The following is a 14,557-nucleotide window of genomic DNA, read 5'->3' on the forward strand; positions in this document are numbered from 1 at the left end:
GGCGCCGCGCCTGGACAGCCACGAGCCGGCGCCGCTGCCGCCCGCCGACGCGGGAACCGGCTTGCGCCTGGACGCGGTCAGCGCCGCGCATGCGGGCAGCCAGGCCGCCATCCTGCATGGCATTTCGCTGCACATCGCCGAGGGCGAGCGCGTGGCCTTGATCGGCCCCAGCGGCGCGGGCAAGTCCACCTTGCTGGCCATCGCCGCGCGCGAACTGGCGCCCCTGTCGGGAACGGTGGCCGCGCCGCGCGCCTGCCTGTTTACCCAGAAGACGGAATTGTTCCAGGACAGCCTGCGCGACAACCTGCGCCTGGCCGACCCCGCCGCCAGCGACGCGCGCCTGTGGGAGGCGCTGCAGGCGGCCGGCCTGGACGACGAAGTGCGCGCGTTCGCGGGCGGCCTGGACACCATGCTGGGCGAGGGGGGACTGGGCCTGTCGGGCGGCCAGGCGCGGCGCCTGGCGCTGGCGCGGCTGTTCCTGCACGAATCGACCTTGTGGCTGCTGGACGAGGCCACCGAGGCGCTCAATGCGCAGACGGCGCTCGACGTTCTGCAGCGCCTGCGCGCCCGCTGCGACGGCCGTACCTTGCTGATCGCAACCCACTTGCGGCGCGAAGCGGCGCTGGCGGACCGCCTGCTCAGCGTGCGCGATGGCCGCATCGTGGGCGACGCGCGCCGGGGCACGCCAGCCTTCGAGACGGCCCTGGCAGGCTTGCGCGGCGATTAAGGAATGAAGAGAAAGACTGGAGACACAGGAGGTTCCGTCCGCCGGCGCGAGGGATGGAAGCAATCGAACAGCATCAGATAGATACCAAGTTTACAATTACAGTAGGGAAACACCAAGGAAATCATATGGACTTCGATATTGTCGCTTTATCCAGACTGCAGTTTGCGCTGACAGCTCTGTACCACTTTATATTCGTTCCGCTGACGATAGGCCTGTCAGTGATCCTCGCCATCATGGAGACGGTCTACGTGATGACGAACCGCCCCATCTGGCGCGACATGACCAAGTTCTGGGGTGTCTTGTTCGGCATCAACTTCGCCATGGGCGTGGCGACGGGCATCGTGATGGAATTCCAGTTCGGCATGAACTGGAGCTATTACAGCCATTATGTGGGCGACATTTTCGGCGCGCCGCTGGCCATCGAGGGCTTGATGGCCTTCTTCCTGGAAGCGACCTTCGTGGGCCTGTTCTTCTTCGGCTGGGACAAGCTGTCGAAGCGGGGCCACCTGATCACGACCTGGCTGGTGGCCATCGGCTCGAACTTCTCGGCCCTGTGGATCCTGATCGCCAACGGCTGGATGCAGAATCCCGTCGGCGCGGCCTTCAATCCGCAGACCATGCGCATGGAAGTGACGGATTTCGGCGCCGTGCTGACGAATCCCGTGGCGCAGGCGAAATTCGTGCACACGGTGTCGGCCGGCTATACGGCGGCGGCGATCTTCGTGCTGGGTATTTCCGCCTGGTATCTGCTGAAGGGCCGCCACGTGCAGCTGGCCAAGCGTTCGATGACGGTGGCTGCCTCGTTCGGCCTGGCCGCGACGCTGTCGGTGGTGGTGCTGGGCGATGAAAGCGGCTACCTGTCGTCCGAACACCAGAAGATGAAGCTGGCCGCCATCGAAGCGATGTGGACCACGGAGCCGGCGCCTGCCGCCTTCACGGCCATCGGTTTCCCCGACGCGAAGGCGCGCGAGACGCATTACGCCGTGCACATCCCGATGGTGATGGGCCTGATCGGCACGCGTTCGCTGACGACGGAAATCCCCGGCATCGAGCAGCTGGTCGACCGCGGCGAGCTGCTGATCCAGGATGGCATCAAGGCGTATGACGCGCTGCAGACCATCCGCAGCGTGGCGCCGGGCAGCCCCGTGCCGCAGGAGGCGAAGGACGTGTTCGAGTCGAAAGGGCAGTCCATGGGCTATGCCCTGCTGCTGAAACGCTATGTCGACGACCCGCGCCAGGCCACGCCCGAGCAGATCCGCAAGGCCGCGCTCGATACCGTGCCGCCCGTGGGTCCCCTGTTCTGGTCCTTCCGCGTGATGGTGGGCCTGGGCATGTTCTTCATCTTGCTCACTGGCACATTCTTCGTGCTGTCGACGCGCCGCACCCTGGACAAGCACCGCTGGCTGCTGAAGCTGGCCGTGTTCGCCATTCCGCTGCCGTGGGTGGCGATTGAAGCGGGCTGGATCGTGGCCGAAGTGGGCCGCCAGCCGTGGGTGATCGAAGGCGTGCTGCCGACGGCCGTGGCCGTATCTAACCTGGGCGCGACCACCTTGCTCATTACCATCGCCGGCTTTGCCGCCATCTACACCGTGCTGTTGATTATCGAAATGAAGCTCATGCTCAAGGCCATCCGCAAGGGGCCGGAAGAGACGGCGCCGGCCCCCGTGCCAGCGGCGGCTGCAGCCATTCGTACTCAACGCGCCTAAGGAGGGTCAGACCATGATTTTGCATGAAATGATTTCTTACGAAACACTGCGCCTGATCTGGTGGCTGCTGATCGGCATCCTGCTGGTGGGCTTTGCCATCACGGACGGCTTCGACCTGGGCACGGGCATCCTGCTGCCGTTTGCCGGCAAGACGGACCTCGAACGCAGGGTCATCATCAACAGCATCGGGCCAGTGTGGGAAGGCAACCAGGTGTGGCTGATCCTCGGCGGCGGCGCCATCTTTGCCGCCTGGCCGCAGCTGTACGCCGTGTCGTTCTCGGGCTTTTACCTGGCCATGTTCGTCATCCTGGTGGCGCTGATCGTGCGTCCCGTGGCCTTCAAGTTCCGCAGCAAGCGCGAAGATCCCCGCTGGCGCGCCCGCTGGGACGTGGCCCTGTTCGTGGGCGGCTTCGTGCCGGCCCTGATCTGCGGCGTGGCCATCGGCAACGTGCTGCAAGGCGTGCCGTTCCGTTTCTCCTCGGACATGCACATCTTCTATGACGGCAGCTTCTTTGCGCTGCTCAACCCGTTCGCGCTGCTGTGCGGCCTCGTTTCCGTCGCCATGCTGGTGATGCACGGCGCCACCTGGCTGCAGGTGAAAACGGACGGTGCCGTGGCGGAACGTTCGCGCCGCTACGGCAGCGTGGCGGCGATCGCGACGGTCGTGCTGTATGCGCTGGCCGGCGTGGCCCTGTGGCTGTGGGTCGATGGCTACCGCGTCACCAGCGCCGTCGTCGTCGACGGTCCGTCGAACCCGATGCTGAAAACGGCGGAAGTCCACGTGGGCGCCTGGTTCCTCAACTTTGCCGCCCATCCCTGGACCTGGATCGCCCCTGCCGTGGGCTTGCTGGGCCCCTTGCTGGCGTTTGCCCTGCTGCGCGCGCGCCGCGAAGTGCCTGCCCTGGTCGCCAGCGCGGCCAGCATCACCGGCATCATCCTCAGCGTGGGCGCGGCCATGTTCCCGTTCATCCTGCCTTCGTCGATCGACCCGCGCGCCAGCCTGACGGTGTGGGATTCCTCGTCCAGCCACATGACCCTGTTCATCATGCTGATCGTCACGGCCGTCTTCATCCCCCTCATCGTGGCTTACACGACCTGGGTATATAAAGTGCTGTGGGGCAAAGTTGACGGCAAGGCCATTGCGGACGAGAGCGGTCACGCCTACTAAGAATTTACGAAAGGATATAACTATGTGGTATTTCGCCTGGATACTGGGTCTTCCACTGGCGGCGACGTTCGCCGTGCTCAACGCGATGTGGTATGAAATCGCCGATGGCGACACGACGCCCGAGCAATACCGCGACACGCCCAACTAGGCGCGCGTCGGCTTGACCGGCCCCGCCCCGTGCATCTGCACCGGGCGGGTTTTTTTGCTTTTGGTCAAAGCAGGATGAATTCGCCGCGGATGCGCAGCTTCATGCCGCGCGGCGCGTCGGCGCCCGCCGCCACGGCCCAGGCCGTGATCCATTGCGCACAGCGTTCCCGTTCGGCCGCATCGTGCAAGCGTTGCAGGCGCGCGTCGGCCCGGTCGATGCGCTGGGCCAGGTACAGGCGCTGATCCAGGGGATCCGTCTTTTTGCTGTAGTGCCGCATGGCGTTTCCTTTCCGCGTAGTAACTTCGTTCGGTCATGGCATAGCCATGTACGCGCGGGCGGGGCGGCCGGATTCAGTTTCAGGAAAAAAAGAAGCCACCGCAACGGTGGCTGGTGGAATGCTGTTTCAGGAAGGGGCCTTGGGCGCGGGCTTCGGGGTGGCGACGGCGATGGGATCGCTGGCCGGGAAGCTTTCCTTGAGTGCTTCATCAAGCGCTTGCTCGGCATGGCTTTCGCTGGCCGGCGTGGGCGAATCGCGCTCGGGCGGCGGGGCGGGCGTGGTGGCGGCGTTGGTGCTCGAATGCATGATGATCCCCTTGCGGTGGTGCGCCAGGCGGCCGGAATGGGCATGGCGCGGGCTGCTGCTTCCAGCCTAGCACATTGCGCCAGAAAGGCGCGCCAGATGCGCCTGCCGCAGGCGCCGGGCGCGGCGTCTGCTACACTGCGCTCCACTTTCAGCTACGGACCTGCCATGACTTCCCTTTCTTTGCCGTATCGCGCCACCGCCCTTGAAGCCTGCGCCTGGCTGGCGCAACAGACGGGCACGCCGTGGACCCTGGCGCGCCTGCTGGAGCAGGGCGGCTTGCCGTATGTGTGGCTCGATTACAGCGAGCAATGGGCCGAGCTGTTCCATGACGGCGTGGCGCGCTATGCGGCGCCCGTCGTGTTCATCGGCGACAAGCAGCACCTGGCCTCGGGCGCCGGCGACGTCTGGCTGCGCTTGACGCGCGACTCGGGCAACATCGCCATCGAACTGAAGGCGCCGGGCTTGCGCGTGCCGCTGGACGGCCTGCATTTCCAGGAGCGCGACCTGTTGCGTTTGCTCAAGGAGCTGCAGCATCCGCAGCCGGACGTCTCCGCTGAAGAAAAAGCGGTGCCCGTGGTCTTGCCCAGCGCCCTGAAGGGCCTGGGACGCGAACAGATTCTGATTGCCTTTGCGGGCGTGGGCAAGGTCGACCTGGAGCAGGGCATGGCGGCTGGCGTGGGCATCTTCGGCGACGACGGCGCGCGCGTGCGCAAGAATTCGCGGGGCGGCAAGAACAGCCATCTGTGGCATCCCGTCACCCTGGCGTTCGGCTTGCACGATGTGCACCGTGTGCCGATGGCGCACCTGAAGAAGGCGTTCGCCACGCAGCCCCTGCTGCGCGAATGGAAGGCGGACTGGCTGGAATCGCTGCGCCTGCTGGGCGAGTAAGGGAACTGGCCGCGCCGCGCCGGGCTGGTCCTACAGCTCGATGGGCGCCACCTCGGTGCCGATGTCGGGCGCCGCATAATGCATGCTGAAATACACGAACGCGGCGAGATTGATGGCCACCGTGATCCAGAACACGATGCGGAACGAGCGCTTGCTGGACTTGTGGCGCAGCCATTGCTGGGCCAGCACGGCGCCCGGCCAGCCGCAGAGCAGTCCCAGCAGCAGCAAAGTGCGTTCCGACGTGCGCCAGCGCCCCCCTTTTGCGGCGGACTTGTCGATCGCGTAGGCGACGAAACAGCTGACGCTCAGCACGCCATACACGAGGGCGACGAGGGCGGGAATGTGGAAAAAGAAGGTGGCCAGCAAATACAGCACGACAAAGAACAGGATGGCAAGGTAGGGCATAGTATGTGTAAGCTTGAGCGAAGGGCGTGAGTATCCCACAAGGGGCACGATGCCGCCGCTTAGAATAAACAGCCTTGCGCCGTGTCAATCTGCACGGCGCGGCGGCGGGCGTGGCCCGTTTTCAGCGCTTCGCGGTCGCTGGACAGGGAAATGCCTTCCAGCGCCAGTAAAATTTCCTTGGCATGCAGGCCGCCCGCAAAGCCCGTCAATTCGCCCGTGGCGCCGATGACCCGGTGGCAGGGGGCGATGATGGAGATGGGATTCTTGCCGTTGGCGGCGCCCACGGCGCGCACGGCGGCGGGACGGCCGATCTGGCGCGCGATCTCGCCATAGCTGCGCGTCTGGCCGTAGGGTATCGTCAGCAGCGCCCGCCAGACTTCCTGCTGGAATGGCGTGCCGGCAAAATCGAGCGGCACCTCAAAATGCTGACGCGTGCCGGCAAAATACTCGCGCAGCTGGCGCGCCGTTTCCTGCAGCACGGCGCAGCCGTCATCGACGCGCATCTGGCCCAGGCGCACGCGGTTCGGCTTGTCGTTTTCCCACAGGATGGCGGCCAGTGCCGCCCCGCGCGCCACCAGGGTCAGCTCGCCCACGGGCGAGGGCATTACGCTACAAACGGTTTCCATTGCTGTTCCTTGACCACGCCGCCGCGGCGAACGCCGTACTAAATGAAGGGAGTGAGATAGCGCCAGTTTAGCAGGATGGCGGGGCGCATGGCAGCCGCATGCACATTGCGGGTAGGATAGTGTTTTTTTCACGGAGAACCGGCCTTGACGACGATCCCCACCTATGACGCCATCCGCGCGATTGCCGCGCGGCTGGTGCGGCAGCAGCATCCCTTGGCCGTGGCGGCCATCATCGGCGGCTCGTTCGCCACGGGCCGGCAGACGGCCAGTTCCGATATCGACTTGCTGCTGCTGTTCGACCACGTCGATTGCGCCTGGCGCGACACGCTCGTGGCCGAAGGGCGCACGGTGGAAGTGTTCGGACACGACCTGGCCACGTTTACGTATTTTTGCAAGGAAATCGATGCGCCCGGCGGCAAGGTGCCGCTGGCAACGATGGTGGTGGAAGGGGAAAACATTCTCCCGGCGGGCGACGCCTATGCCCGGCTGCATGGGCTGGCGCACGCCATCGACACAGCGGGTCCGCCCGTGCTGGACGCGGAAAACCTGCAGCGGCGCCGCTACGCCATCACCACCGCGCTGGAAGACCTGGTCGACAGCATGCACCCGGGCGAGGCGCTGGCCGTCGCCTGCCAGCTGTACGAAGCGCTGGCGGACCTGCACTTGCGCGCGGCCGGCCAGTGGAGCGGCGGCGGCAAGCACCTGTTCCGCCGCCTGCAGGCATACGACGCTGCCATCGCCGCCCAGCTGGACGGGGCGATGCGCCTGGCCGCCAGCGACTTGCCCGCCGGCCAGCGCGCGTTCGCAGACGTCACCGCCGCCGTGCTGGCGCCCGTGGGCGGCCCCTTGCTCGATGGTTTTACCCTGCCGGCGCCCGCGCACTGGCGCAGCGCGCAGGCAGGCTGATGCGCGGTAGCGGGCTTAAAACGCCGTGCGCACGGCCACGCTGATGTTGCGCGGTTCGCCCCAGAACACGCCGTCGAAGAAGCCCACGTTGCGGTAGTACTTTTTATCCAGCAGGTTGTTGACGTTCAGCTGCACGCTGGCGTGCTTGCCGAGCCCATAGCTGGCCATGGCGTTGAGCAGCGCGTAGCCGGCCTGCGGGATGTTGGTGATGTCGCCCGAGGGCGGGCGGCCGTACCACGATTCGCTGTAGGTGGCGCTTTGCGCCGTCATGCTGGCGCCTGCCTTCAGGCCTGCCAGCCGGCCATCGAAACGGTAGCTGGTGGCCAGGCGCAGCAGGTGGCGCGGCTGCGTGGTGGCGGCGCGGCGGCCATCGGCCTCGGCGGCGTGCAGATAGGTGTAGCCGCCGCTCGCTTCCCAGGCGGGCGTGAGCTGGCCGGAGACGTCGAATTCCACGCCCTTGGCCGTCACGCCCGTGCCGTTGGCCACCATGGCCTGGCCGCCGTCGGGCAGCAGGAAGCCGGGCGGCACCGTGCGGTCCAGTTCCGCCAGGTTCTTTTTCTTCGTGTGGAACAGGGCGGCCGACGCGTTCAGCTTGCCTTCATAGAGCTCGCCCTTGATGCCCAGTTCCGCATTGTCGCCCGTTTCCGGCGCCAGGAACTTGTTGTTGCGGTCCTTGCTCGTTTGCGGGTTGAACAGCTGCGTGAAGCTGGCGTAGGCCGAATACTGCTTGTTGATGTCGAACACGGCGCCCACATACGGCGTCACTTCATTGCGCGTTTCCGCAAAGTCGCTGTTGTCCGTGTGCACGCCGCGCGTATCGTAGTTGCGCGTGTCCGTGCGGTAGGTGCTGCTGCGCGCGCCGATGATCACGTGCAGCGGGTCGGCCAGGCTCAGGCGCGCGGCCACATAGCCGCCCGCCAGGCGCGTGACGGTTTCCGTGCGCGAGCCGTCCGGGTGGAATACGGGGCGGGGGATGTTGCCCGTCCAGCTGCGGTAATCGGGCAGGAAGTTCGGGTAGTTGATTTCCGCCTCGCCGCCCAGCGAGCGGGCGCGCTGGTTGCCGCCGTTCCAGCCGGCGATGGCAGTATGCTTGCGCCCCAGCAAGGTGAACGGGCCGCTGGCGTAGACGTCGAAGTTGTCGCCCGTGGTCTTGCCTGCGCCATAGGCGCCCGTCCACAGGAACATGCCTGTGCCCGTCGCCGGGTCGGGATGGCCGCCGCCCGCGTAGGCGACGGTGGTGCGGTTCGTGCTTTCCGTGCGCGCATAACCGAGGTGCATATTCCAGTTGCCGGGCAGGCGCTGGTCCACCGACGTGAATACCGTGTGCTGCTGGTTGCCCCAGGTACTCCATGGCGTCGAGAGGCTGGTGTTGCGCGGCAGCTTGGCCAGGCTGCCATCCGCATTCCAGTAGGGCACGGCGCCCCAGGTGGCGCCTGTGGGCGTGTTGTCCTGGTAATCGACGCCGGCCGTCAGCAGGGTGCCGGGACGCACGTCCGCCTCGACGATGACCATGCCGACCGTCTTGCGTTCGTGATACATGTCCAGGTAGGAATCGCGTTCCTGCCACGCCAGGGCCGTGCGCGCGCGCACGCTGCCATCGGCGTTCAGCGGCAGGGAGAGGTCGGCCTCGACGCGCTGGTCATCCCAGCGGCCCATGATGAGGCCGGCGCTGGCCTGGAATTCCTTCGTCGGACGCTTGCGTATCATGTTGATGGTGGCCGACGGGTCGCCCTTGCCGCCCATCAAGCCCGTGGCGCCGCGCACGACCTCGATGCGGTCGTACAAAATCGTGTCCTGCAGCGGCGCATTGCCGCCGCGCGCCATGCCGTCGATCTGGATATTGTCGATGCCGAAGCCGCGCGCATAGAACCGCGTGCGCTCCGTGTCGTTCTGGCCCACCTGGATGCCCGTCGTTTGCGCCAGCGCCTGGTCCAGGCGCACGGCGCCCAGGTCGTCGAGCAGCTGGCGCGTGATGACGCTGACCGATTGCGGCGTTTCGCGCAAGGACAGGTCCATGCGCGTGGCGCTGCGCGCTTCGCCGGCCGTGTACGACTGCGTGCCTTCCGTCGCCGCCGTCGACTGGCCCAGGATGGTGATGGCCGGCATGGTCACGGCGCTGTCGCTTGCTGCCGTGTCGGCGGCCTGTGCCGGCAGGGCCACGCCGGCGGCAAGGGTCAGCAGGGCGAGTTGCAGCAGATGGGGGAGGGGGCGCAAGGCGGGCTGGCGCGAAGAAGAGGGTACTGTCGTCGATTGCATTGTTATCCTGGAGTCTTTTCGTTGTGTTTTCCTATCTCGTCTGGCAGGGCGCGCAGTAGCTGGGGGATGGCATGACGCTGGCCCGGGGTCTGGCTTGGATAGCAGTTCCACCGCAAGGCCCGGCGCGTCGGGCAGTGGAAAAGAAGGGTGCGCGATTCCCGCCACTTTCGTGAATAAGAATCATTATCAATATAGGTGATATTTGCCAAATAATCAAGCGCGCGCACCAAAAGAGTGCGTACAGGTCAAGGGCGGCGCATCGCCTGGCCTTCTGCGATAATGCAGGCGCTGACAAAAAATATTTTCCTTATTGAAAGAAATGCATGCGTACATGGATCGCCTGTGCCGGATGGTTGTGTGTCGTGTCGCTGGGCCAGGCCCAGGAACACGCGCCGCCGCCGGCTGCTCCCGCGCCGCTGCAGAGCGCCAGCGCGCCGCCCGCCGCCGATGCCGCCGCGCCTGCCCCATCCGCGGCGCCAGCAGCGCCGGCTCCCGCAGGGGAGGCCTTGCCGCCGCAAACGGTGACGATCACCGGCAGCAGCGACGCCAAGGCGCCGCGCGTGCGCTTCACGGCTTACCGCGACAGTTATCTGACGGCCAGGAAAGTGTGGCAAGTGTCGAGCGGCAGCGTGGTCATGGCCCTGCGCCTGATTCCGGCCAAGCTGAGCGCCACCATCGACGATGTGCGCGTGGCCTTGCAAGGCAATGGCGCCCCCATGCCGATCAAGGTGTCCGACGGCGGCGTGTTTGTCGTGCCCCTCAACGAGGATATCGCCGCGCAGGATGGCACCTTCCTGGTGAACAAGAGCAGGGGCGAGCTGACGGCCAATATCGTCCTCCAGCCGTCCGTGGCGCGCGACGCGTGGAACGTCACGCGCGTGGGACAGGTCTTGCAGGATGCGCGGCGCGCCGTGCGGGCCATCACGCCGTGGTACAAGCGGCCGTTCGCCAGCGACGTGCAATCGCTGGCCTTTTGCGCGGCCGAGCGGGGCAGCGCCCTGCATCTGGTCGATGGCGAGCAGCTGATCGCCACCCTGCCCATGAGCGAGCCGGCCGTCAACGATATCAACCAGCCCGTGTTTTGCAAGATTTTCGACGGCGAAGACAAATACCCGGGACACTACCGCGTCGTCCTGCCCGAGCAGGCGACAGTGCTGCTGCTGTAGAAGCTAGTTGGGCTGGCGCTGCACCATTTCCAGCGCCGCCGCCAGGGCCAGGTCCATGGTGGCCTGGTGGAAAATCAGCCATTGCGGCAGCAGCGACAGCGCATGGCGGCCCTGTGCCAGGTCGCCTTCATCGACGGCGGCCCAGGCATGGTGCAAGCCGCTGAGCACGCGCGCATGCTGTTCGCGGTGGTTGGCCAGCGAGGGAAAGCCGATTTCCTCCATCAAATCCTCTTCCTCGCGGAAATCGCGTTCGACGGCCGCAATCAGCTCGCGGAACGCCACGCTGAAATGCCGGTCGCTCAACTGCCCCAGCCGCGCCAGTTCCTGAAACAGCGCCTCATGCGCCTCGTCGATGGCGGGAACGCCCAGCGCCATCTCATCCTTCCAATGCGATTTACCCATGCCGATGCTCCCGGTTAAGTCCGTCACGGTGCGAAGCGGACTGTTCCAGTGTGGGCGCAGCGAAGGTGGAAATCCATGATCTGGATCAAAAGTACGGTGAAGAGGGCGGAGGGAAGAGCGCGGGCGATTGATGCGCGGGCGATTGATACATGTGGGTGAAAAATGGGGAACAAACCCCCACCCGCAACAAAGCGGTTTCAACGATGCAATCCACTACCGGGCGCCGCTGAAAAACGCCGCTGGCAAGGCGCCTTTGACACAGACAGTACGCTAGTACGGCAAGTCAAAGCAACGCCGCCAGCGGTGTTTTCTCAGCCGCGCGTCTTATTGCTTGGGCCAGTGGGCCCACATGCCCTGCGCATCGACATTCGGAACCTGCAACTGCTGCACGGCCGACGTCAGCATCGCGTCGCGCAGCACGAGGGGCGCAAGCATCAGGGCCGACAGGGCAAGGCACAGCAGCACTTTGAGCGTCAACATGGTCGTCTCCCGGTGTCCCGGCGGCGGCGCGGGGATGCGGCGCCTGCCGGTCACTCCCTTTATTCAACACGTACTACCATGCTTGCAGTTTAGTTCATCTGATTGAAACTTCAACTAGTTGCGGTGATGCACTGCACCAGCCGCGCGCCGTGTTGGCGATGCGGTTGGCGGCGCTCAGGTACATGCTCATCCAGGGGTTTTTCATGGGGGCCTCGCAGACGGTGGGTGGGGCGGCGGGCAGGTCGCCGTGCCGCCATGTCCCCACGCCAGTCCGATGGCTGGCCCCGACCGTGCGCCTGCCCGCATAGCGGGGCGGTGCAGCGGGCAGGGCTGAAGTGCCTCAATACACGTCGCGGCGGTAGCGTCCGGCCGCCAGCAGGGCGTCGAGTCCTTCCTGGCCCAGCACTTCTTGCAGCACAGCATCGATTCCTGCCGCCATGCCTTGCAGGCTGCCGCACACGTAGACGATGGCGCCCTGCGCCAGCCAGTCGCGCAACTCGCCGGCCTGCTCGCGCAGGCGGTCCTGCACATAGCGCCGTGTTTCGCCATCGCGCGAAAAGACGCGGTCCAGGCGCGCCAGGTGGCCATCGGCCAGCCAGGCGTCCAGCTCGGCGCCGCAGATGCTGTCCACGGCTTGCTGGCGCTCGCCGAACAGCAGCCAGTTGCGCGCCAGTCCCGCCCGCTGGCGTGCGCGCAGGTGCGCGCGCAGGCCCGCCAGGCCGGAACCGTTGCCGATATAAATGCAGGGCACGTCGACCAGCGCAGGCGCGAAGGCGGGATTGGCCTGCAGGCGCAGGCGGATGGGGCTGTCCAGCGGGGCGAAGCGCGTGAGCCAGCCCGAACAGATGCCATAGCCCAGGTTTTCGCCGCCCGCATGGCGTTCCTGGCGCACCAGCAGCTGCAGTTCGCCATCCGATGGCAGCGAAGCGAGTGAGTAGCTGCGCGGCGCATGCTGTGCGCCATGCGCGTCGCCGTCGCTGCCGTCCGCGTTGCACGCGATGATTTCCGCCAGCGCGCCCGCTTCCCAGTCCGTCCCGGCCGGGCCCGTCAACGTGATTTCATGCAATTCTCCGCCCAGGCTGCCCGGGTTGAGCAGCACGCGGCGCGCCAGGCGCCACTCGGCATACGAGGCCTGTTCCTGCACGCCGATGGCGTTGATGGCGCTGCCGCTGCAGCGGGCCAGCGCCTTGGACCAGTCGGCCAGGGCGGCGGGGTCATGCTTGTCCACCTCGATCAGGGGGAACAGGGGCGTGGCGCCCAGCGCGCGCAGCTGCCGTTCCAGCGCATGGCCGAAGCCGCAGAATGCGCTGTAATGGCGGTCGCCCAGGGCCAGCATGCCCACTTCCAGGCCTGCCAGCGGCGTGCCGGAGATGGCTTGCAGCAAGCGCGCGAAGCGGCGCGTACCGTCCGGTGCCTCGCCTTCGCCAAAGGTACTGGCGACGATCAGCGCCCGTTCGTACTGGCGCAATTGCGCGGGATCGAAGCGGTCCAGCGACTGCACGTCGACGGCCACGCCCGCCTGCTGCAGGGCGCGCGCGCTTTCCAGCGCCAGGCGCTCGGCCTGGCCCGACTGGCTGGCGTAGGCCACCAGGGTGGGCAAGCCCGAGTTTGCCTGGCCCGGCGCGCCGGCGCCCAGCATGGCGCGCTGCGCCTGCACGGCCCGCTTTGCCTTGCGGCGGCCCAGGTACAGCATCCAGCCCGTGATGGCGAACAGGGGCAGGCCCAGGCTGGCCAGGGTGACGATGATGCGCCCCGGCAAGCCGAAATACGTGCCCATGTGCAGCGGATAAATGATGTTGACGAGGCGCGAACCCAGGCCCTGCTGGCCGTACGGTTCGTTTTCCGTGACCGCGCCGTCGGCCGGTGCAATCGACAGGCGGCTGCGCGCCCGCTCGTGCGGCGCGTCGCTGGCCAGCCACGTGAACTGCACGGCTTCGCCGGCGCGCGTCGGCAGGCGCACGCTGGCCAGGGTCCAGCCAGCCGCATGCTGCTGGAAGCTGCTCCAGGCCAGGCCGATGTCGACGGCCGGCGCTTCCTGCTTCTCCCTGGCCGGTCCCTTCTTGCCCGGCGCCTGCGCCACGCGGGGGGGCTTGCCGGCCCAGGCGTCGATATTGTCGCGCACCACGTCATAGCTCCAGTAGAGGCCCGTCAAGGTCAGCGCCACGTAGACCACCAGGCACCAGGTGCCGGCCACGGCGTGCAGATTCCACAAGAAGGAGCGGCCCTTCAACGCGGGATCGAAGGTCAGCCAGGTACGCCAGTCCAGCGGACGGCGGGGCCAGCGCAGATACAGGCCGGACAGTGCCAGGCCCAGCAGGCACAGGGCCAGCGCGCCCGCCACTTGACGGCCCGGGTCGCGGGGCAGCAGCAGCCAGCGGTGCAGCGATTCCGTCCACTCGAAAAATGCCGCGCCCGCCAGCGCGGGCTGGGTGGCGCCCGTGTACGGGTGCACATAGACCGATTCGCCCCGCCGCTGGCCGTTCTTCGGCGCGAAGAACAGGCGCGGCGCGGCGCCCGCCTGCGCATACATGGTGATGGAGGCCACGCGCTGGCCGTGTTCGGCGGCGGCAATGTTGCTCAGCTGGCCAGGCGTCAGCGGCGCGCGGCTTTCCACGGCCACATGGCGCACGCCGGGATTCATCACATCGAGCAATTCATCCTTGAACGCCAGGGTGGCACCGCTCAGGCCGATGATCACCAGCACCGTGCCGGCCGTGATGCCGATGAACCAGTGCAATTGAAACCAGACCTGCTTCCAGTTCCAGTGCCAGCGCCGTTGCGGCGGGGCGGCGGCAGGCTGGCGCTGCTGGACGGTATCCGGCGTTTCGTCGGCGCTGGCCCGCGGCAGGGGCAAGGAAGGGGAGGTCGTCATGGCGGCTTTCGATAGCGCTGCCATGCTGGGCGTCAGGCATGGCAGATAGATAGGAGGCTGGTATAGTATCGCAAACGAGAATCATTCGCAAATGATGGCGTCAGCTTTTTGTGGTGAAAAATTGCCGCGAAACGTCAAAATGATGACATTGATAATTTACATCGCCGCCAAATTATGTGAAAATGAAAATCATTCTCATTCGTGATCGTGCGTTTCCGATACCG

General features: G+C 66.2%; 15 protein-coding genes. 7 read left to right on the top strand and 8 right to left on the bottom strand.

All coding sequences use genetic code 11. From position 1 onward, the window contains the following. From GCN74_RS02200 to cydX, 4 genes are all read left to right on the top strand, one after another. On the top strand, nt 1-727 hold a 727-nt coding region (locus GCN74_RS02200), incomplete at its 5' end, for an ATP-binding cassette domain-containing protein (RefSeq protein WP_152255158.1). A gap of 125 nt (nt 728-852) precedes the next feature. After that, the gene (locus tag GCN74_RS02205) at nt 853-2,433 is read left to right on the top strand and encodes a cytochrome ubiquinol oxidase subunit I (protein ID WP_152255159.1); all 1,581 of its coding nucleotides are present in this window, start codon (nt 853-855) and stop codon (nt 2,431-2,433) included. Between the two features lie 13 nt (nt 2,434-2,446). Next, nucleotides 2,447-3,601 carry a cytochrome d ubiquinol oxidase subunit II gene (cydB, locus tag GCN74_RS02210; RefSeq protein ID WP_152255160.1) on the top strand — a complete coding sequence of 385 codons (1,155 nt, stop codon included), beginning with the start codon at nt 2,447-2,449 and terminating at the stop codon, nt 3,599-3,601. Between the two features lie 22 nt (nt 3,602-3,623). Continuing rightward, nucleotides 3,624-3,749: a cytochrome bd-I oxidase subunit CydX gene (cydX, locus tag GCN74_RS02215; protein ID WP_092712907.1), complete on the top strand. Its 126-nt coding sequence runs from the start codon at nt 3,624-3,626 to the stop codon at nt 3,747-3,749. 64 nt (nt 3,750-3,813) lie between these two features. On the opposite strand, the gene GCN74_RS02220 is transcribed toward cydX, so the two are convergent. Continuing rightward, nucleotides 3,814-4,026, bottom strand: a complete 213-nt coding sequence (locus tag GCN74_RS02220) for a hypothetical protein (RefSeq protein WP_152255161.1) — start codon at nt 4,024-4,026, stop codon at nt 3,814-3,816. 126 nt (nt 4,027-4,152) lie between these two features. Next, nucleotides 4,153-4,332: a hypothetical protein gene (locus GCN74_RS02225; protein ID WP_152255162.1), complete on the bottom strand. Its 180-nt coding sequence runs from the start codon at nt 4,330-4,332 to the stop codon at nt 4,153-4,155. A gap of 165 nt (nt 4,333-4,497) precedes the next feature. Here GCN74_RS02225 and GCN74_RS02230 point away from each other — a divergent pair, with 165 nt between their 5' ends. Next, the gene (locus tag GCN74_RS02230; protein WP_152255163.1) at nt 4,498-5,220 is read left to right on the top strand and encodes a hypothetical protein; all 723 of its coding nucleotides are present in this window, start codon (nt 4,498-4,500) and stop codon (nt 5,218-5,220) included. A gap of 30 nt (nt 5,221-5,250) precedes the next feature. On the opposite strand, the gene GCN74_RS02235 is transcribed toward GCN74_RS02230, so the two are convergent. Both GCN74_RS02235 and GCN74_RS02240 read right to left on the bottom strand, forming a co-directional pair. Further along, nucleotides 5,251-5,625 (bottom strand): DUF1294 domain-containing protein, encoded by a 375-nt coding sequence (locus GCN74_RS02235; RefSeq protein ID WP_152255164.1) that lies wholly within the window; start codon nt 5,623-5,625, stop codon nt 5,251-5,253. 59 nt (nt 5,626-5,684) lie between these two features. After that, nucleotides 5,685-6,251 carry a methylated-DNA--[protein]-cysteine S-methyltransferase gene (locus GCN74_RS02240; RefSeq protein WP_152255165.1) on the bottom strand — a complete coding sequence of 189 codons (567 nt, stop codon included), beginning with the start codon at nt 6,249-6,251 and terminating at the stop codon, nt 5,685-5,687. A gap of 144 nt (nt 6,252-6,395) precedes the next feature. Between GCN74_RS02240 and GCN74_RS02245 the strand changes: the two genes are divergently transcribed. Continuing rightward, nucleotides 6,396-7,157, top strand: a complete 762-nt coding sequence (locus tag GCN74_RS02245) for a nucleotidyltransferase domain-containing protein (RefSeq protein WP_152255166.1) — start codon at nt 6,396-6,398, stop codon at nt 7,155-7,157. A gap of 15 nt (nt 7,158-7,172) precedes the next feature. Here the strand turns inward: GCN74_RS02245 and GCN74_RS02250 are convergent, their stop codons facing one another. Next, nucleotides 7,173-9,413 (bottom strand): TonB-dependent siderophore receptor, encoded by a 2,241-nt coding sequence (locus GCN74_RS02250; RefSeq protein WP_152255167.1) that lies wholly within the window; start codon nt 9,411-9,413, stop codon nt 7,173-7,175. Between the two features lie 323 nt (nt 9,414-9,736). On the opposite strand from GCN74_RS02250, the gene GCN74_RS02255 reads away from it, so the two are divergent. Continuing rightward, nucleotides 9,737-10,579, top strand: coding sequence for a hypothetical protein (locus GCN74_RS02255; RefSeq protein WP_152255168.1), 843 nt, complete (start codon nt 9,737-9,739; stop codon nt 10,577-10,579). A gap of 3 nt (nt 10,580-10,582) precedes the next feature. Here the strand turns inward: GCN74_RS02255 and GCN74_RS02260 are convergent, their stop codons facing one another. From GCN74_RS02260 to GCN74_RS02265, 3 genes are all read right to left on the bottom strand, one after another. Beyond that, nucleotides 10,583-10,981, bottom strand: coding sequence for a bacteriohemerythrin (locus GCN74_RS02260; protein WP_152255169.1), 399 nt, complete (start codon nt 10,979-10,981; stop codon nt 10,583-10,585). A gap of 324 nt (nt 10,982-11,305) precedes the next feature. Continuing rightward, a complete protein-coding gene (locus tag GCN74_RS28630; RefSeq protein WP_193316937.1) occupies nt 11,306-11,461 on the bottom strand; it encodes a hypothetical protein in 156 nt (51 codons plus the stop codon). Nucleotides 11,462-11,801: 340 nt separating this feature from the next. Next, nucleotides 11,802-14,333: a PepSY domain-containing protein gene (locus GCN74_RS02265; protein ID WP_152255170.1), complete on the bottom strand. Its 2,532-nt coding sequence runs from the start codon at nt 14,331-14,333 to the stop codon at nt 11,802-11,804. Nucleotides 14,334-14,557 lie beyond the last annotated feature (224 nt).

Origin of the sequence: Janthinobacterium sp. FT14W, assembly GCF_009208755.1 — a bacterium.
GTDB classification, from domain to species: Bacteria; Pseudomonadota; Gammaproteobacteria; order Burkholderiales; family Burkholderiaceae_D; genus Janthinobacterium; species Janthinobacterium violaceinigrum.